Below are 18,409 nucleotides of genomic sequence, written 5' to 3' on the forward strand. Positions count from 1 at the left end.
CATAATAGCTACTAGAGGAAGCGTAAATCTGAGCATGTAGTGATAAGGACTGAGCGAATTTTGCTCCGTTTTTCTTAGTATAGCGAAGTTCTGGCGTTACTATCTATTGGTCAAGAGCTTCAATTTGATTTTTAAGATCGGTGATATTTTCTATGGTTTGATATAAATCCGATTGTTTTAATTGTTCCACTGCTGTCTCGCCACTGTCGATGATATTATTTGTTGTATCTAACAGTACTTGGCTTTTGTTTTCTAATTCTTGATGAATATCTGTGGCAATGGTAGGTGGATCAATTGTCGTAAAATCTTCTATGGTACCTTTGAAAGATTCTAGATGAGATAATAGTGCTTGCCCTTCAAGTGAAGAGGTTTCCTCAGCAAAGTTGCTTAGTGTATTGATATAATCACTTGCTTCATTTGCATAATTCAATGAATGAGTCGTTTCTTCTAACAACGAACATCCACTAAGGAATACTAATGTAACAGTAATAAGTAATAGGAAGCTTTTTTTCATTTGCTTCTCCTTTCAGTACAATTGTGTCTTTAATTAATTTACGTTGAAATCCCTGTTTAAGTTTCAAGCATATATGTATAAATGTTTTTCTAACTAATGGGGAAACTATTTGCTTGAGAGCAACTAGAAAGGGTGTTAAAAATGAAAAAAATAATGTATTTCCTAGCAGTGCTTGTTTGTTTGGTTAGTATTGGAGGGAATGCTGTCTCTGCTGAATTTCTTGATATGCGAGTAACGGAGACAAATGATATAAAGCAGCATAAAGATGTTTATAAAGCTTTACTGTTACAAAAAGCAAAAGAGTTAGGTATTGAAGTAGAAGGGAAATCCATAGAAAAGATTAAAAAGCAAGTTGTTCAGACCAGTATAACCAATACTGCTAAGGAATTAGGGATTGCAACAGAAGGTAAGAATATAAACGAGTTAAAAAAGGAAGTCCATCATGCTAAAGTAATAAAAAAAGCGAAGGAACTAGGTTTAGATGTACAAGGAAAGGAACCAGATCAGCTAGCAAAAGAAGTCCATGAAACAATGATTAAGAAAAAGGCAGAAAAATTAGGCATAAGTGCCGAGGGAAAGGATATTCAAGAGCTTCAGAAAGAAATTATCAAAACAAAGGTAACAAAAGAAGCTGAAAAGTTTGGAATTGAGACAGAAGACGAGGATATTCGTGGCTTAATCCAAGCTATTCATGAGGCAAAATTATACCATACTGCTGAAAAATTAGGCATACTTACAACCAATAAAAGCGCAGATGAACTAATGGAAGAGATCATCGTTAACCATTCTACAGAGGCAAAAGAGCTAAACTTATATCCATTTCAGAATGGTAAGTTACATGTTCATCCTCACCATAAACTTTATTAGCTATGTAAAAAGAACAAGCGATAGAGATTAGAGGGTCTCCATCGCTTGTTCTTTTTAAGTTATAATTATGATGTGATAAGGTGGGAATCCAGCAATCCTTACAAAATGACAGTCAAACTTAACCTTTTGCTTTAAATTCGATTAATTGTTTTAATTAGAGTAAGTCGTTATTTAATATTCTTTTTCTGTACCAGTTGCAAACGTAATGTCTAAATCCAGTAAGGCATCTTCTGGAATGTTAAAAGCTTTTCGAACCGCTGCTAATACTTCCTCTTTTGAACTATTCTCATCAAAGTCAAATTGAGCGAAGTGATCATCTAACTCATGTAGCGCCTCATCGTTAGAAAGTCTTATTCCTTGATTTTTATCGTTATAACTCGCTTCGACCCGGTCAGGTACAAATTCGTATTCCACTTCAACAGCGTCTTTTATATTTTCAAAGTCAGCTTCTAAATCAAATTCTATAAAGCTGTAAGGCGCCTCGGATACGGAGGTAGTCTCACCGTTATTCTTATCTTGCTGCATATCAGCCGGTTTTTGTTCGGTTTCTTGTTGCGTATCATCTGCTCCGCAAGCAGTTATTACATTGAATAATACGATTAAGGCTAGTAATGCTATAACTCTAACCATAGCTAGTTTTTTCTGCATATGTATCGCTCCATTCTACATAAGATGCTAGTTATCATTTTAACCCTTTGTGATGGATTTCAAACCAAAAATATGTCATTTTTTATTTATCTATCCTATGACAGCTATTGAAACTTTTTAGTTTGTGTTGGTATTCGATTATGGTAAGATGATATCTATGACTAAAAATTGAAGTCTGCTTATGGAGTTATAATACAAGCAAAAAAGTTGAATAAAAAGCGATTGCTGAGGAATCCATAAGATATCAGATTATAAAAGAAAGAAGGAAGTTTTATGGTGGATAACAACATTTCAGAAGTAAATAGTCCAACTTCTGTAAATAAGGTACCGCTAATGATCGTACTGATATCCGGTGCTTTTGTTGCCATTTTAAATCAGACATTATTAGCTACAGCCCTGCCGCATATTATGATTGATTTGCAATTGGATGCAAATACAGCGCAATGGCTGCAATCTATTTTTATGCTCGTCAATGGAATTATGATTCCGATTACTGCATTTCTTATTGAACGATTTACAACGAGAGGACTATTTTTATCAGCATTAACGATTTTTGCGATAGGGACAATTATTTGTGCATTAGCACCGAATTTCGCTGTGTTAATGGCTGGACGTGTAGCACAAGCAGCAGCTGCTGGTATTATTATGCCGCTTATGCAAACCATTTTATTCCTTATTTTTCCGATTGAAAAACGTGGGTCGGCAATGGGAATGTTTGGTTTAGTTATTGCATTTGCACCAGCGATAGGACCAACATTATCTGGATGGCTTGTTGAACATTTTCCGTGGAGAAGTCTTTTTTTCGTTATATTGCCAATTATTATTGTCGATATTATTGTTGCTTATTTCATATTAAAAAATATTACAAATCGTACATTCCCCAAATTGGATATATTATCGATTATCCTTTCAACCTTAGGTTTTGGAGGACTATTGTACGGATTTAGTACTGCTGGAAATAGCGGTTGGGGAAGTTTGCAAGTAATTCTCTCCTTAGTTATAGGTGCAATTGCACTTACGCTGTTTATTTGGAGACAAATGAAATTAGAACAACCAATTCTTGAATTTCGTGTATTTAAAAATAGCATTTTTACACTTACAACAGTCTTAGGGATGGTTGCGTTTATGGCTATGATTGGGGCTGCAGTGGTCTTACCATTATTGGCGCAGAATATGCTTGGGTTTACTGCATTGGAATCAGGATTAATGCTATTGCCAGGCGCTGTTGTAATGGGAATTATGAATCCAATTACAGGTAGATTATTTGATAAGTTTGGTGCACGTTGGTTAGCGATCATCGGATTAACGATCGTAACAGTTACTACTTTTATGTTCACCGATTTATCAACAGATACGACATTTACTTACCTTGCTACAATTAATGCAATTCGGATGTTTGGTATTGCGATGGTAATGATGCCGGTTACGACTGCTGGTTTAAATCAGCTTTCCGTAAAATTAATTCCGCACGGAACAGCTATGAATAATACGATGCGACAAGTGGCTGGGGCAATTGGTACTGCTCTATTGGTTACGGTTATGACAAACAGTGCAGTACCTGATGAAGGTATAAATGGAATGATTCATGGAGTAAATGTTTCGTTTATTGTTGCAGGCGTGTTTGCGATTATTGCATTAATCCTCTCTTTCTTTATCAAGCGTTCACAGCCTGATTCTGTACACATTCGTAGATAATCGGTAGTGATTTTGCAAAAACAGTTGACATTAGTAACATTTCTATCCATAATATTAAAAAACATATGTGAACGGAAAAGAAGGAATAGTATGTAATCGAATGAGTGCCAGAGAAGTGAGGTATTTGCTGGAAGCTCACATACTCTTTAGTTACAGAACGTGCCTTCTGAGTCCTACTTGAAGTAGGCGCTTTGTATGGCGTTAAAGCAATAAGCGGGATGTTATTCATCCAATTTAGGTGGTACCGCGGAAGAAAAGGCTCTTTCGTCCTTATTCATAGGGCGAATAGGGCTTTTTTATCCTACATATAAGTGGGGTAAGACTCCCACTTCAAGCAAAAAGGGAAATCAATTCAGATAAGTGGGGGATCGCCTGCCAGTAATTGTCCGATTGGTTCAAAGGTCTTTAGATCATACCCTTGTGGTACTAACCATCCGTGGGAGATGAAAAAACCTCCAAGGGATTGAAGTTTTACTTTATAAATGGAGATGCTAGCTATTTTTTAACTTTAAAAGTCTGATGATTAAGAATTGAACGTCAGGTGATTGGGCTTAAGAAATGAGGTATATGAAAATGAGTAAAAAGAGAATTGTAGTTAAAATTGGGAGTAGTTCATTAACGAATGCGCAGGGGGAAATGGATGTGGCGAAGTTAACGGAACACGTTCAAGCGATAGCAGCGCTGCGCCAGCATAATCATGATGTTATTCTCGTTTCTTCAGGAGCTGTTGCTGCAGGATTTTCTAAAATTGGGTACGGCTCTCGTCCAGTTACCTTGAAAGGAAAGCAGGCATCAGCTGCAGTAGGTCAAGGTTTACTTATTCAAATATATATGGAAAAGTTCGCAGAACATGATTTAAAAGCTGCACAACTTTTATTAACACGCGATGATTTTACGAACAGAAGCAGATATAAAAATGCCTTTAATACCATCATGGAGCTTATAGAGCGGCGTGTCGTTCCAATAATTAATGAAAATGATACGGTGTCCGTTAATGAATTGACTTTTGGGGATAACGATATGCTTTCTGCTTTGGTTAGCGGAATAGTTCATGCTGACGAATTGATTATGCTTACAGATATTAATGGCATATATAATGGCAATCCCCGTCATCAATCAAACGCAACAAAATATGATTATTTAGAAACAATTACTCCAGAAATGATTGCTGCAGTTGATCATACACGCTCAACGGTTGGTACTGGTGGAATGAAGTCCAAATTGGAAGCCGCAAAAATGGCATTATCTTTAGGAGTAAGTGTATTCATTGGAACAGGAAAAGGAGAAAATAAATTACTGGAAATTTTAAATGGGAATGGTGATGGTACATATATTCGAAATCGATCAAAAGAAACCATTACTACAAATAGACAATGGATTGCTTTGCACTCTGAATCTATGGGGGAAATTTATGTAGATATAGGAGCAGAAGAGGCAATCTTATATCATGGTGCTAGCCTGTTATCAGCAGGCATAAATAGTGTAAAAGGACATTTTGATAAGGGGGATGTTGTAGAGGTATATGGACATAATGGTTTGATTGGAAAAGGTGAAGTAAGCTGCTCCGAGGAAGTAATTGTAAAAGAAATCGAAGCTAGAAGTCTAAAGCAAAGCTTCCAATCTTCAAGAGTCATTCATCGTGACCGCTGGGTGCGGTTAAAGTAAAAATGTAAAAAGGAGAGGAGAACAGATGGAAGAGATACAGACGAAAGGAAAATTGGCTAAAAGAGCAAGCTTTCAATTAAATGCAGTAAGTACAGATGATAAAAATAAGGCGCTGGAATGTATAGCGAAGCAAATTCTAATGGAAGAGGATTTGATATTAAAAGAGAATCGTAAAGATCTACAAGAGGGAGAAAATAAAGGATTAACAGCTTCTATATTAGATCGAATTATGTTAAATAGCGATCGATTACAAGCAATGCATGATGCTATTATTCAACTTATACAAATAGCTGATCCTATTGGTGAAGTGCTCGAATCAATTGACAAAGAGAATGGCTTACGTATCTCGAGAAAGCGTGTACCTATTGGTGTGATTGGCATGATTTACGAGGCTAGGCCAAATGTCACTATTGACGCAGCTACGCTGGCATTGAAGACAGGTAATGCGGTAATTTTAAGAGGAAGTTCATCCGCCAAACACTCTAATCAAGCGCTCGTTTCTGTTATTCATCGAGCTTTAGCGAACAGTAGGTTACCAATTGATTCTGTTCAGCTAATCGAAAATACAAGCAGAGAATCAGCTAAGGAGCTTTTTACATTAAATAGCTATTTAGATGTTTTAATTCCTAGAGGCGGAAAAAATTTAATTGATACTGTAATACGTGAATCAACAGTCCCAGTAATTGAAACAGGAGCAGGTAATTGCCATTTGTTTATCGATGAATCTGCAGATTTCCAAATGGCGCAGGATATTGTATTGAATGCAAAACTCCAAAGGCCCTCGGTATGTAATGCAATGGAATCCTTATTAATTCAGGAGCGGTGGTTTGAAAACTATGGTGGACAGTTACTCGAGCAGCTGCATAAAAACGATGTAGATGTCATTGGGGATAAACAAGTATGTTCCAAATTTTCCTTTGCAAAACCAGCGACTGAAAAGGATTGGCAGACAGAATATCTTGATTTAGCTGTTAGTGTTAAAATAGTTAAAAGCTGTGAAGAAGCGATCCATCATATCAATTTATACGGCACGAAGCATTCTGAGGGGATCATTACAGAAAATGTAGAACATGCTGCTCTTTTTCAACAACAAGTAGATGCAGCGGCAGTCTATCACAATGCCTCTACTCGTTTTACGGATGGATTTGAGTTTGGTTATGGTGCAGAAATTGGAATTAGCACACAGAAATTACATGCGAGAGGTCCCATGGGACTTCCAGCATTAACATCAAGCAAATTCTTTATTCAAGGAAATGGACAAATTCGTAGCTAATAGAGCTTGGATAGTAGTAGAACGGCTGCATCGTGTAGCCGTTTCTATGACCTTTTTATTTCGGCCGTTTGTCCCCCATCCTCACATAAATCTGCTATTCTCATGAGTAGTTCAATAGTTCAATAGCTGTAAAGGAGTATTTACGTGTACCGACCTTGCTTCTATCAGGAAATAATAAACCTCATTCTTCGTAATACCTAATTTTTCGTTCAGACAATCCAGTAAGCCCATGTACAATTCCAATGGATCTTTATATGATGTCATTTCAACCATCCTAAAGCTATGTTTATTCTAGTATCTCATTTTGATGTTAGAGAAACTAACATATTGCTTAGACAAATGAAAAATATCAAAGGAATGTCCCAAAAGGTCGCTTTAATTGGAGTATTTCCATTCTCCGTGGGTGACGCTTCAGCATTAAACAAAATTTACTCACATCAAGCTGTGCATACGATTGTTCCCATAGTGTCTTGTATATTCCAGTCTTTTGTACTTTTTCGCTGATGAGACATCCCCCGAAACTTCTATAATTGATAAAATTCAACCATTCTTTGGAGTTCGCTTAGCGTCAATGCTTCTAGGTCGCTATCGTTTTCTAGCACTCCGGCTTTTTGTAATTTTTTTATATAGTAGCGTTTCACCTCTTCAATTCCTTCACGTAGCAGATTTTTGCTCATGTGCAAAGCACCTCCATCATTTGCAGTTGTACTTATTAAACTATGAGATAAAGGAAAGGATTGGTACGACTAAAGCTAAAAATAAGGCAGATGTCGGCATTGCGATGCTACCCATTGCCCCTTCTTCCTCACCCCGAACGAGTGAATGGTTTGCGCCAAGCATTTGTGCAGATGCTCCATAGCAAAACCCTTAGATCCCATCAATAAGATAGTAATAGAATGAGGCTGAGACAAAAGAATGAAGAAACAATAAAAACGAACCTAATTAATTTCATCAAATAATTATCGTTCGTTTTTTGATCAGAATCATCATTACAAATTACTATTTTGACAGGAAAACAGGAATCAAATGTAGAATTAGTGTAAGAGGAGTAAAAAGGAATTGGAGGGGATAGTAAATGGCAACTATTCAAGATTTTTTACAAATAGATATGCGCATCGGTACGATAAAGAAAGCGGAATCATTTCCGGAAGCTAGAAAGCCAGCAATTAAACTTTTTATTGACTTTGGGGAGTTGGGGATGAAACAATCTTCTGCTCAGCTAACAAAACGGTATACCCCAGCTGAATTGGTTGGGCGTCAAGTTGCAGCGGTAGTTAATTTTCCACCGATGCGAATTGCTGGGTTTAAATCAGAAGTCCTCGTGTTAGGTGGCGTACAAGAGGAAGGAGATGTCGTCTTATTAAGTCCTTGTGAAGAGGTGGAAAATGGCACGCGAATTTCATAACTCTTACGAGAAATACATACATTTAGATAATTATTTATAGGTAGAAGTTTCACTTTATAAAGAGTTAAAAGGCTAAGAATATCGTAGTTCGTATACATCTGAGTAAATCATCAAGGAGGGAAAAAGTAATGACGAATTATAAACCTGCAGGCTTTTGGATACGGGTTTTGGCAAGTTTGCTCGATTCTTTGTTAATTTCTGTATTAGCTGCTATGATTGCTGCTATGATTAATGATCAAGATTTTGTTTTCTTTTATTCCCAAACGGAAATAGATCCCTCTACTTCCGATACTTGGGCTTCCATTATTTATATCATTGTATTTATCATTATATTTACTGCAACAAAATGGAAGGGGAGTCCGGGAAAAATTATATGTAATATTCAAGTCGTAAATACAAACATGACCCAAATTAGTATATGGAAATCAATTGGAAGATACTTAAGCTATTTCGTTTCGGCGCTAACACTGTTTATCGGTTATTTACTGGCAGGCTGGAATGAGGAAAAAAAGGCGCTGCATGATATGATTTGTCAAACGAGGGTGGTATATCGGAATTGAAGAGCTTTTTATATGTGACGATTTGTTGTCTTGGATTAAAAAAGATACTTCCTATTGGAGCCGGCATATGAATAGGATTTTCGTAATAAATTTCCTATAGATAAAACAAATATTTTCCAAAAATGCTAATGCAATAATTCACAGATATTTTCAGCGATCCACATGTATTAAGCTGTAGGTAGTGCATGGAATGACTCGTTTACTAAAAAGAAGGAGAGAGAGGATTGACAATACTCGATGCATTAAAAAAGATACTTCCGTCTGAGCATATAAGTGATAATGACACGGTTCTTGAACAGCATAGTTCCGATGAATCGTATCATACTCCTAAGTTACCGGATGTTGTGGTATTTCCGCAAACCACTGAAGAGGTTAGCCAGATAATGAAAGTAGCTTGTGAATATAAGACGCCTGTTGTTTCTTATGGGTTGGGAACAAGTCTAGAAGGTAGCGTGATTCCATACGAAAAAGGAATTGTAATCGATTATACGTTGATGAACAAGGTGTTAGAAGTACGACCAGACGACTTTCTGGTTAAAGTTCAACCTGGTGTGACGAGGAAACAACTCGAAAGGGAGTTGAAAAAATATGGACTGTTTTTCTCAGTTGATCCAGGGGCGGATGCAACGCTTGGTGGTATGGCTGCTACGAATGCAAGTGGAACTACATCGGTAAAATATGGAATTATGCGAGACCAGGTACGAGATCTAGAAGTAGTGCTCGCGGATGGGACGATTATACATACGGGAAGTATGGCAGCTAAGTCTTCTTCAGGATACCACTTGAATGGTTTATTTGTAGGATCGGAAGGTACATTAGGTTGCTTTACAGAGTTGACGTTAAAAGTACACGGTATTCCAGAACAAATAATGGCAGGGAGAGCTGCTTTTCAAACATTAGATGAAGCTGTTGCTGCAGTGATTAGTATTTTACAGGCTGGAATACCGATAGCGAGGGTTGAATTAGTAGATGATCAATCAATGAAGCAAATCAATCTTTTTAGTGACACAACTTATAGAGAAGTTCCTACGGTATTTTTAGAATTCCATGGAAATGAAGCGGGTCTAAAGCAGGATGTGGCATTTACGAAAGATTTATTAGAAGACCACCGGTGTCAAGTGTTAGCCTTTGAATCAAACACGGCAGCTAGAAATCGATTATGGGAAGCAAGGCATAATACAGCCTATGCATTTCTTCATAGCTATCCAGGTAAAAAGCAAATGGTGACGGATGTATGTGTGCCAATTTCGGAACTAGCTGGAGCAATTAAAGATGGGAGAAAGGCAGTAGAGGCCTCAGGACTTACTGGTGGAATTGTGGGACATGTTGGCGATGGCAACTATCATATTCTGCTAATGGTTGATGCGGATGACCCAACAGATATAGAAAAGGCTAATCAAGTGAATAGGCAGATTGTTGAATATGCTTTAAAACGTGGAGGAACTTGCACAGGAGAACACGGAGTAGGAATTGGTAAGGCGAAATACCAAGAAGCAGAGCATGGTAACGCGCTTGAAATCATGCGTAAAGTAAAAAGTGTGTTGGATCCGAACAATCTTTTGAATCCTGGTAAGGTTCTATACGATTAGAGAATTCGTTTATAATTTAGTATAAAATGTCTCTTAAAGTTCATTGTAGTGCAGGGGCTTAAATAGATGATACTCCTGTGAGCAAGCAAAGGTGTGGAAAAACGGAGTAGTGGATTTAATTCATAGGGAAGCTGAAGATTAAAAAAGCTGAAAAAGTTTTATTCACCAAATAAATAAGGCGCTCTTCGATGGAAAGCTGGCGTGATTTTAATGACCCGGCTTTTTAGTCTAGGAAATTATAATATTTGCTTATGTGGATAAATAGGGGTGTGTTGGGCCGTGTCCAGCTCCAGCGCCCAGAACTAGGCGACTTCACGAATCGCCATCATCGACTCGCGAACACATCGTAATTCCTTTATCTCTGCTGGCTCTCTCCAGTCGCTACGTTTCAAATAGGGAGTTTGCGCTTTTAATCTGGTGCAGTAGCTATACGATACATAGTTTCTGCAAATAATGGGATTATATAAACAGATGTCATTTTATTTATTTGATAGGAGGGTAGCGATGTCACAACAAAACCAACATCAAATGATTGAAACATGCACGATTCAAGTAAAACAGGCTTATCAAATGATTGAACAAGCGAAAACGAATGGGGATATGCGACAGTTACAAGAGGCTGAGCAGGAGTTACGTCAAGCTGAAGAAAATTTGCATGCAGCTCAGGAACGCTTTGGAACAGCAGCTCTCGAAAATCCGCAGTTTCAACAAACGCAGGAGCACTTACATGATGCTCGTCAAGAAATTGAACATTTTAGACAGAATCACAAATAAGGAAGCTCTGCTCAAGGGCTTTCTTTTTATTGTTCGGAAATAAAATGTAAATAAGTGTAAATTGTTATTGTTTTTATGATTACATTAGGATTTATTTTATATTTTTTTGGATAACTTAATTAAATTGTAATTTTTTTTATAAAAAACGAATATTTCATTGTAATTGGAATGAGGGTTTTTTATAATAGAATCATTCACATGAAAAATACTAAACAACATGGGAGGACTTTTTTATGACAAAGAAAGTTTATTTAAATCACGACGGCGGTGTTGATGATTTAATTTCATTATTCTTATTACTTCAAATGGAAGAGGTTGAATTATTAGGTGTTGGTGTCATACCTGCGGATTGCTATTTGGAACCAGCGATGTATGCAAGTCGGAAAATTATTGATCGATTTGGTAATGGTGAGGAAATAAGTGTAGCTGCATCTACATCACGAGGAAAGCATCCATTTCCAAAAGACTGGAGAATGCACGCATTTTTAGTTGACGCATTACCAATTTTAAATGAATTTTTACCAATTAAAACAAAAGAAGCCAATATACCGGCTCATAAACATTTGATTCAAACGCTACGCCAAAGCGAGGAGCCAGTTACATTAGTCTTTGTTGGCCCTTTGACAGATTTAGCTAGAGCTTTAGAGGAAGCGCCTGATATTGAAGCAAAAATAGAAAAATTAGCGTGGATGGGCGGAACTTTCTTGGAGACAGGTAATGTAGAAGAACCGGAACATGATGGGTCAGCGGAATGGAATGCATTTTGGGATCCAGAGGCAGTGAAAACCGTTTGGGAAAGCAACATTGAAATAGATTTAGTAGCACTGGAAAGCACAAATATGGTTCCACTTACACTAGACGTTAGAAATAGTTGGGCTTCAGAAAGAAAGGATTTAGGAATTGATTTTCTAGGGCAATGCTATGCAATGGTTCCGCCACTTGTTCATTTTCAAACAAACTCTACGTATTTCCTTTGGGATGTTCTGACAACAGCAACAATTGGGAAAAGTGATCTCGTTAAGAAAAAACAAGTGAATAGTATTGTTCATACGGAAGGAAAAAGTCAAGGTAGGACAGAATTATCAGAACATGGTCGACCAGTGAACTTAGTATATGAAGTGAACCGTGATCAATTCTTTCAATACATTACAGACTTATCAAGACAAAACTGAATAGGAGTTGTAGCATCATGAGACGAGTTATTATTGATACGGATACCGCTGGCGATGACACAATCGCATTACTAACTGCTCTTTATCATTTTAAGGTTGAAGGTGTTACGATTACTGGCGGAAATGTTGATTTTGATCAAGAGGTAGAGAATGCTTTATACACCATTCAAGTATTTAATCCAGATTATAATGTACCTGTCTATAAGGGACATGAGAGGCCAATTTTGTCGATTGGGGAAACTGTTCATCGTACAGTAGAGGATGTTCATGGCAAAGATGGTATGGGAGATTCCTTTTTTGAAAAGGCAGATCAACGTCCTGAAGATGGACATGCGGTTAACTTCATCATTGAAAAAGTTAAAGCGAATCCTGGTGAAATTGAATTTTTAGCGATTGCACCATTAACAAACATTGCCATGGCCATAAAAAAGGATCCAACAATAGTAAAGGATATTCCACATATTTATATCATGGGTGGAACAAATAATGCATTAGGAAATATTACTGCTGCAGCTGAGTATAATTTTTGGGTAGATCCAGAAGCCGCAAGAATTGTTTTACATGCTGGCATCCCAATCACGATGGTGGGATGGGATATGTGTACGGATTATTCTGTAATGAATGATACCGATCACCAGGAAATTGCGGCAATCGGTACGGCACGTTCAAAATTTTTTATGGATATTAATCGCGTAGTCATGAAATTTAATAAGGAAGTTCATAAAATCGATGGGACAACCCATCCTGATACATTGTTAGTTGCTATTGCAGCAAACGAAGAACTAATGATAGCATCTAATGATTATTTTGTTGATATTGAAACAAAAGGTGAACTAACAAGAGGCTACAGTTTAGTGGATAGGAATAACCGTAGTGAAAAATCACCAAATGTGCGTGTGTGCGAAGGTGTTGATAGAGAAAAGTTTAGAAATACGCTCATCAAAGTTTTATCAACGAATTCATACTGACAACGAAGAGAGGTTTGCTACAATGGAAATTTTATGGGGAATGACTGGAATTATAATCATATTATTTATTGCATTTCTACTTTCTAAAAGCAAGAAATCAATAAACTTTCGTACAGTTATCGGTGCACTAGCCATTCAATTTATTTTTGGCTTTATCGTATTAAAATGGGAATTGGGAAGAAACTTTTTTAAAGGGATCACTTCTATTGTTGAGCAAATTATTAATACATCAAACGATGGTATTAGCTTCCTATTTGGAGGCTTGCTTGGTATGGAAGGAGTTGGAATGATATTTGCGTTTCAAGTGTTGCCTGTCATTATCTTCTTTTCTTCACTAATTTCTGTTTTATTCTATATCGGGGTTATGCAAGTGCTAACAAAGGCGATCGGTGGCTTTTTATCACTTATCTTAAAGACAACAAAGCCAGAGTCATTATCAGCAGCAGCAAATATATTTGTAGGCTTGACAGAGGCTCCACTTGTCGTTAAACCATATTTGGAAAAAATGACAAAATCAGAGTTATTTGCGGTGATGACTGGAGGAGCAGCTTCTGTTTCAGGTACAGTACTTGTCGGTTACTCGCTACTTGGTGTGCCATTAGATTATTTACTTGCGGCGGCATTTATGGCTGCACCTGCAGGTTTGTTAATTGCTAAAATGTTAGTACCAGAGACAGAAGTGCAAGAAGAGCAACTAATTAAGATTGATGCAGAAAAAGATGCACAAAATATTGTTGATGCAGCTTCTAACGGTGCTTTAGTTGGACTTAAACTTGCATTGAACATTGGCGCATTGTTATTGGCGTTTATTTCACTTATTGCATTGGTGAATCTTGGGCTAGACTGGGTTAGTGGCCTGTTTGGATTTGAGGCAATTACCATTGAGCAAATACTTGGATACGTGATGGCACCCCTAGCTTTTATTATCGGAGTACCTTGGGATGAAGCGGTACAAGCCGGTTCTTTTATTGGTCAAAAGTTCGTTTTAAATGAATTTGTTGCGTTTAGTAACTTTGGAGCAGAAATTGAACATTTCTCAGATAAAACAGTAGCAGTTATTACGTTTGCCTTATGCGGATTTGCTAACCTAGCAAGTATGGGGATGCTCATTGGAGGAATTGGTGGGCTTGCTCCATCGCGAAAAAATGATTTAGTAAGGCTGGCATTTCTAGCCATTATTGGTGGAACGCTAGCAAATTTATTGAGTGCAGCAATAGCAGGAATGCTAATTTGATAAATATGAATGAATTAGTGGTGAGCAGAAAGAGGATGAGGAAATGGATAAGATAATTCTGGATGTTGATACCGGAGTGGATGATGCCCTTGCTATTTTAATGGCAGTAGAAAGTGGACAATTAGAAATAGCAGGAATAACAGCTGTTAATGGGAATGTACCACTCGAACAAGTTATGGTAAATAGCAAAAAGGTATTACAATTGGCTGGAAGAAGTGATATCCCAGTTTATCGTGGAGCTGGCCAACCACTTTTGAAAGGAGCCTTCCATGAGTTTGGTGTTCATGGAGATGATGGAATAGGTGGATCGCTTCAAAACATCGTTCCACGAGTAGAGGATCCAGTATTATTTGCTCCTGATTTTATGATTGAACAGGCAAAGAAATTTCCAGGAGAATTAACATTAATTATGGTTGGCCCGTTGACTAATCTTGCTTTAGCTTTACGTAAAGAGCCAACTCTCCCTCAGTTAGTGAAGCAAGTTGTTGTGATGGGGGGGCTTGTTTCTGAAAGCGGTAGAGGAAATACGCTACCAACTTCAGAATTTAATATCTTTGCAGATGCAGAGGCGGCAAAGATTGTATTTCATTCTGGAATGCCTATAAAATTAGTCAGCTTAGACGTAACCATGAAAACCTTTCTTACGAAAGAACACATTGAACAATTGCAAGGGTCTTTGTATTATGATTTTGTAATGAAAAGCACGGAGGTTTATCGTAAGTATAGCATGGATAATTATGGACAGAATGGTTGCGCACTTCATGATCCATTAACCGTCGGGGTTGTTCTTGATCCTTCGCTTGTTAAAACGGCAAAATACTTTGTGGACATTGAAACAAAAAGTGAGTTGAGCTACGGACAAACCATTTGTGATTTTCTCCACCTATGGAAAAAAGAACCAAATATTGAAGTGTGCCTTGCAGTAGATGCAGATCGATTTACTACTCTCTTTTTAGATACGTTAAAGAAGCAATTGTGACCCGTGAGCTTGGGGAAATATATGTATTTGTCTTAGAATAGGGTTGGAATATAGCTAAAACGGTCCATTAAAAAGGCGAACAATGTAATACGCTATCACTTGAAATATATGTAGACGCTTTGAAAAAAATGCGATGTATCGCTGCCCTTCCATATATGAGGGAGAAAAGGCATCGGTGAGTCTCCAAAGTAAGTTAGGCGAGGAGACTCACCAGCCATTCGCAGCACAGCGAAGTATATTTCCGGAATAGCTTAGTTATATTTTTCTTTAATGAAAACACGTTTGATTCCGTCTTTTTTACTTAATCATAAAAAGTCATATACGCTTTGACGTTTGTACTGTGAAGTTTTTTTTTACATAAAATTCCGCTTCATTATTAGATCCATCCACATATCCACCAATATTCCTAAAGATTGCACATTCATCATGAGATAAATACCTTTCGCCTACAAAGTCGTCTCCAACAGGATCATCTTCCCATAATTTATACCATCCCGATGGCTCAGCTGTTAAGCAATACTTAAAATCACCACCAGTGGACTCGGCAATGCCAGTAGTATTAAAAAATATGGAAGAACCAATATAATCCCATGTTCCAGTAACGTTTGATTTTGCTGAAATCAATGAAAGCGATGCAAAGAAAATTGTTGCAAATGCTATCAGAATTGCTACTACTTGTTTCATAAATTCTCTTTACATTATTAAAATGAATGGTAAAATGTTTCGGACGGATATTATAATTTTAATTATTTTCCGCCTATTTAGTTATAATAATAGACAATTAACTAGATTATTGACAGAAGATATAGATTATGATATTTAAACTATGATATTATTAATTATTCAGAACCGATTAAAAAGGAGAGAAGCTAAAATGGAAAAGAAGCAATTCAAAGCCGAATCTAAGAGATTACTAGAGTTGATGGTGAATTCGATATATTCCCAACGTGAGGTGTTTTTGCGTGAGTTAATATCCAACGCTAGTGATGCCATGGATAAAATGTACTATCGAAGTTTGACGGATGAGAATTTATCTTTTAATAAGGATAGTTATTACATACAGATCATTCCAAATAAAGAAGAGCGTACACTGAAAGTAATAGATACTGGAATTGGAATGACAAAGGATGAATTAGAAACAAATCTTGGTACGATTGCTAAGAGTGGATCATTCGCTTTTAAAAATGATACAGAATTAAAAGATGGGCATGACATTATTGGTCAATTCGGTGTGGGTTTTTATGCTGCATTTATGGTTGCTGATGTAGTAACAGTCATTAGTAAAGCCTTGGACAGTGAAGAAGCATATAAATGGGAATCAACTGGTACAGAAGGATATTCAATTACTTCATATGAGAAGGAAGAGATTGGAACCGAAATCATTTTAAAGATAAAGGATAATACGGAAGACGAGTCGTATGATTCCTATCTAGAAGAAGCTCACTTAAAAGAAATTATTAAAAAATACTCTGACTTTATTCGTTATCCAATCAAAATGGATGTAACAAAAAGTAAGCCAAAGGATGAAGAAAGTGATGAGTATGTTGATTATGTAGAAGAAGAAACGATAAATAGTATGGTTCCAATTTGGAAGAAGAATAAAAATGAATTAACAGACGAGGATTATGAAAATTTCTATCAGGAAAAGCGATATGGCTTTGACAAGCCTTTAAAATCCCTTCATATAAATGTAGATGGTACTGTTAGGTATAATGCTATTTTATTCATACCTGAAAATACACCTTTTGATTATTACTCAAAAGAATTCGAAAAAGGGTTAGAGTTATATTCCAATGGGGTACTAATCATGAATAAATGTGCGGACCTTCTGCCTGACTATTTTAGCTTTGTTAAAGGAATGGTAGATTCAGAGGACTTATCACTGAATATTTCTCGGGAAATGCTACAGCATGATCGTCAATTAAAGGTAATAGCGAAAAATATAACGAAAAAAATAAAGACTCAACTATTGCATTTGTTAAGAGATGATCGAGAAAAGTATGAAAAATTCTATGATTCATTCGGTAGACAATTAAAGTTTGGAGTATATAACGAGTTTGGAGCAAATAAAGAAACGTTAAAAGATTTATTATTATTTTACTCCTCTAAAGAAAAGAAATTAGTCTCACTGGATGAATACGTTAAACGCATGCCTGAAGACCAAGCCTATATTTATTATGCTTCTGGTGAATCCATTGAACGAATTGAGAAATTACCACAAACTGAAATGGTAGCAGATAAAGGGTATGAAATACTATATTTCACTGAAGAAATTGATGAATTTGCTATTAAAATGCTCATGAACTATCAAGATAAGGAATTCAAATCTGTTTCTAGTGGCGATCTTGGTTTAGATGAAGAGACAGATAACGAAACAGATAAAGATAAGCAGGAAGAAAATAAAGAACTCTTTGCATTTATGAAGGAGAATTTAGCGGGTAAGGTAAAGGATGTGCGTGCATCCAAACGTTTGAAATCTCACCCTGTTTGTCTATCTGCTGATGGAGATATATCTTTAGAAATGGAAAAAGTGTTGAATTCCATGCCAAATAACCAGCAAGTTAAAGCGGATAAAGTATTGGAGATAAACACGAACCATGATATTTTCCAAGCATTACAAACGACATTTGCGAATGACAAGGACAAAACAGCCCTGTATACAAACCTATTATATAATCAGGCTTTACTTATAGAGGGGATGCCTGTAAATGATCCAGTTGCATTTACGAATGATATCTGCAAGGTTATGATTTGATAGATTAGTGATAGGTCTCAGACAATACACAACTTCTATACTATACGAACAATCATGTTATCCAACATATAACTGGCAGTAAGATCCGCACTTCAAACAATAAAATAAAACCAATATTGGTAAGTGTGGATTAACTACCAGTAAATATCCGATGGATTCAAAGGCATTTAGATATACCATTGTGGTACTAACAATCAGTGGGGGGTAAGTACCCCCGACTGATTGAAGTTTTACTTTATAAGTTAAGAAAGTATAAAATCAGTGCAATGACTGCGTTAAGCCAAGTAGTTATTTTGAAATGTTTGATGTAT

Annotated in this window: 18 protein-coding genes and 1 pseudogene; 13 read left to right on the forward strand and 6 right to left on the reverse strand. The window is 36.7% G+C overall.

Features of this window, described 5'->3' with window-relative positions; genetic code table 11:
* Nucleotides 1–103: 103 nt before the first annotated feature.
* The gene (locus tag Q1A47_RS16025; RefSeq protein WP_166529797.1) at nt 104–514 is read right to left on the reverse strand and encodes a DUF6376 family protein; all 411 of its coding nucleotides are present in this window, start codon (nt 512–514) and stop codon (nt 104–106) included.
* A gap of 141 nt (nt 515–655) precedes the next feature.
* Here Q1A47_RS16025 and Q1A47_RS16030 point away from each other — a divergent pair, with 141 nt between their 5' ends.
* Nucleotides 656–1,381, forward strand: coding sequence for a hypothetical protein (locus Q1A47_RS16030; protein ID WP_026682065.1), 726 nt, complete (start codon nt 656–658; stop codon nt 1,379–1,381).
* Nucleotides 1,382–1,552: 171 nt separating this feature from the next.
* Here Q1A47_RS16030 and Q1A47_RS16035 read toward each other — a convergent pair whose 3' ends face one another.
* Nucleotides 1,553–2,029, reverse strand: a complete 477-nt coding sequence (locus Q1A47_RS16035; protein ID WP_026682066.1) for a YusW family protein — start codon at nt 2,027–2,029, stop codon at nt 1,553–1,555.
* A 273-nt stretch (nt 2,030–2,302) separates the two neighbouring features.
* On the opposite strand from Q1A47_RS16035, the gene Q1A47_RS16040 reads away from it, so the two are divergent.
* From Q1A47_RS16040 to Q1A47_RS16050, 3 genes are all read left to right on the forward strand, one after another.
* Nucleotides 2,303–3,724 (forward strand): MDR family MFS transporter, encoded by a 1,422-nt coding sequence (locus tag Q1A47_RS16040; protein WP_121604789.1) that lies wholly within the window; start codon nt 2,303–2,305, stop codon nt 3,722–3,724.
* 573 nt (nt 3,725–4,297) lie between these two features.
* Nucleotides 4,298–5,389, forward strand: a complete 1,092-nt coding sequence (proB, locus tag Q1A47_RS16045) for a glutamate 5-kinase (protein ID WP_166529798.1) — start codon at nt 4,298–4,300, stop codon at nt 5,387–5,389.
* A gap of 25 nt (nt 5,390–5,414) precedes the next feature.
* Nucleotides 5,415–6,662: a glutamate-5-semialdehyde dehydrogenase gene (locus Q1A47_RS16050; RefSeq protein WP_026682069.1), complete on the forward strand. Its 1,248-nt coding sequence runs from the start codon at nt 5,415–5,417 to the stop codon at nt 6,660–6,662.
* Nucleotides 6,663–6,706: 44 nt separating this feature from the next.
* Here Q1A47_RS16050 and Q1A47_RS16055 read toward each other — a convergent pair.
* From Q1A47_RS16055 to Q1A47_RS16065, 3 genes and pseudogenes are all read right to left on the reverse strand, one after another.
* Nucleotides 6,707–6,926: pseudogene (locus tag Q1A47_RS16055) on the reverse strand (MerR family transcriptional regulator).
* 260 nt (nt 6,927–7,186) lie between these two features.
* Nucleotides 7,187–7,339, reverse strand: coding sequence for a Fur-regulated basic protein FbpA (locus Q1A47_RS16060; protein ID WP_152525437.1), 153 nt, complete (start codon nt 7,337–7,339; stop codon nt 7,187–7,189).
* A 40-nt stretch (nt 7,340–7,379) separates the two neighbouring features.
* Nucleotides 7,380–7,502 (reverse strand): hypothetical protein, encoded by a 123-nt coding sequence (locus Q1A47_RS16065; RefSeq protein WP_121604792.1) that lies wholly within the window; start codon nt 7,500–7,502, stop codon nt 7,380–7,382.
* Between the two features lie 235 nt (nt 7,503–7,737).
* Here Q1A47_RS16065 and csaA point away from each other — a divergent pair, with 235 nt between their 5' ends.
* The 8 genes from csaA (at nt 7,738) to Q1A47_RS16105 (ending at nt 15,343) form a co-directional block, all read left to right on the forward strand.
* Nucleotides 7,738–8,067: a chaperone CsaA gene (gene csaA / locus Q1A47_RS16070; RefSeq protein WP_026682070.1), complete on the forward strand. Its 330-nt coding sequence runs from the start codon at nt 7,738–7,740 to the stop codon at nt 8,065–8,067.
* Nucleotides 8,068–8,195: 128 nt separating this feature from the next.
* Nucleotides 8,196–8,627: an RDD family protein gene (locus tag Q1A47_RS16075; RefSeq protein WP_121604793.1), complete on the forward strand. Its 432-nt coding sequence runs from the start codon at nt 8,196–8,198 to the stop codon at nt 8,625–8,627.
* Nucleotides 8,628–8,851: 224 nt separating this feature from the next.
* On the forward strand, nt 8,852–10,216 hold the full coding sequence (locus Q1A47_RS16080; RefSeq protein ID WP_026682072.1) for an FAD-binding oxidoreductase: 1,365 nt from the start codon (nt 8,852–8,854) through the stop codon (nt 10,214–10,216).
* A 504-nt stretch (nt 10,217–10,720) separates the two neighbouring features.
* Entirely contained in the window at nt 10,721–10,990 is a 270-nt protein-coding gene (locus tag Q1A47_RS16085; RefSeq protein ID WP_121604794.1) for a hypothetical protein, read from the forward strand.
* A 233-nt stretch (nt 10,991–11,223) separates the two neighbouring features.
* Nucleotides 11,224–12,162 carry a nucleoside hydrolase gene (locus tag Q1A47_RS16090; protein WP_121604795.1) on the forward strand — a complete coding sequence of 313 codons (939 nt, stop codon included), beginning with the start codon at nt 11,224–11,226 and terminating at the stop codon, nt 12,160–12,162.
* A gap of 17 nt (nt 12,163–12,179) precedes the next feature.
* Nucleotides 12,180–13,130 (forward strand): nucleoside hydrolase, encoded by a 951-nt coding sequence (locus Q1A47_RS16095; RefSeq protein ID WP_026679672.1) that lies wholly within the window; start codon nt 12,180–12,182, stop codon nt 13,128–13,130.
* 22 nt (nt 13,131–13,152) lie between these two features.
* On the forward strand, nt 13,153–14,364 hold the full coding sequence (locus Q1A47_RS16100; RefSeq protein WP_026679673.1) for a NupC/NupG family nucleoside CNT transporter: 1,212 nt from the start codon (nt 13,153–13,155) through the stop codon (nt 14,362–14,364).
* A 43-nt stretch (nt 14,365–14,407) separates the two neighbouring features.
* Entirely contained in the window at nt 14,408–15,343 is a 936-nt protein-coding gene (locus tag Q1A47_RS16105; protein ID WP_026679674.1) for a nucleoside hydrolase, read from the forward strand.
* 315 nt (nt 15,344–15,658) lie between these two features.
* On the opposite strand, the gene Q1A47_RS16110 is transcribed toward Q1A47_RS16105, so the two are convergent.
* A complete protein-coding gene (locus Q1A47_RS16110) occupies nt 15,659–16,027 on the reverse strand; it encodes a hypothetical protein (RefSeq protein WP_051388222.1) in 369 nt (122 codons plus the stop codon).
* Nucleotides 16,028–16,217: 190 nt separating this feature from the next.
* Between Q1A47_RS16110 and htpG the strand changes: the two genes are divergently transcribed.
* Complete coding sequence (htpG, locus tag Q1A47_RS16115; RefSeq protein WP_026679675.1) at nt 16,218–18,098, forward strand: molecular chaperone HtpG; 1,881 nt, start codon at nt 16,218–16,220, stop codon at nt 18,096–18,098.
* Nucleotides 18,099–18,409: the final 311 nt, after the last annotated feature.

It is taken from the genome of uncultured Virgibacillus sp. (assembly GCF_947495635.1).
Lineage (GTDB): Bacteria > Bacillota > Bacilli > Bacillales > Amphibacillaceae > Virgibacillus > Virgibacillus salarius.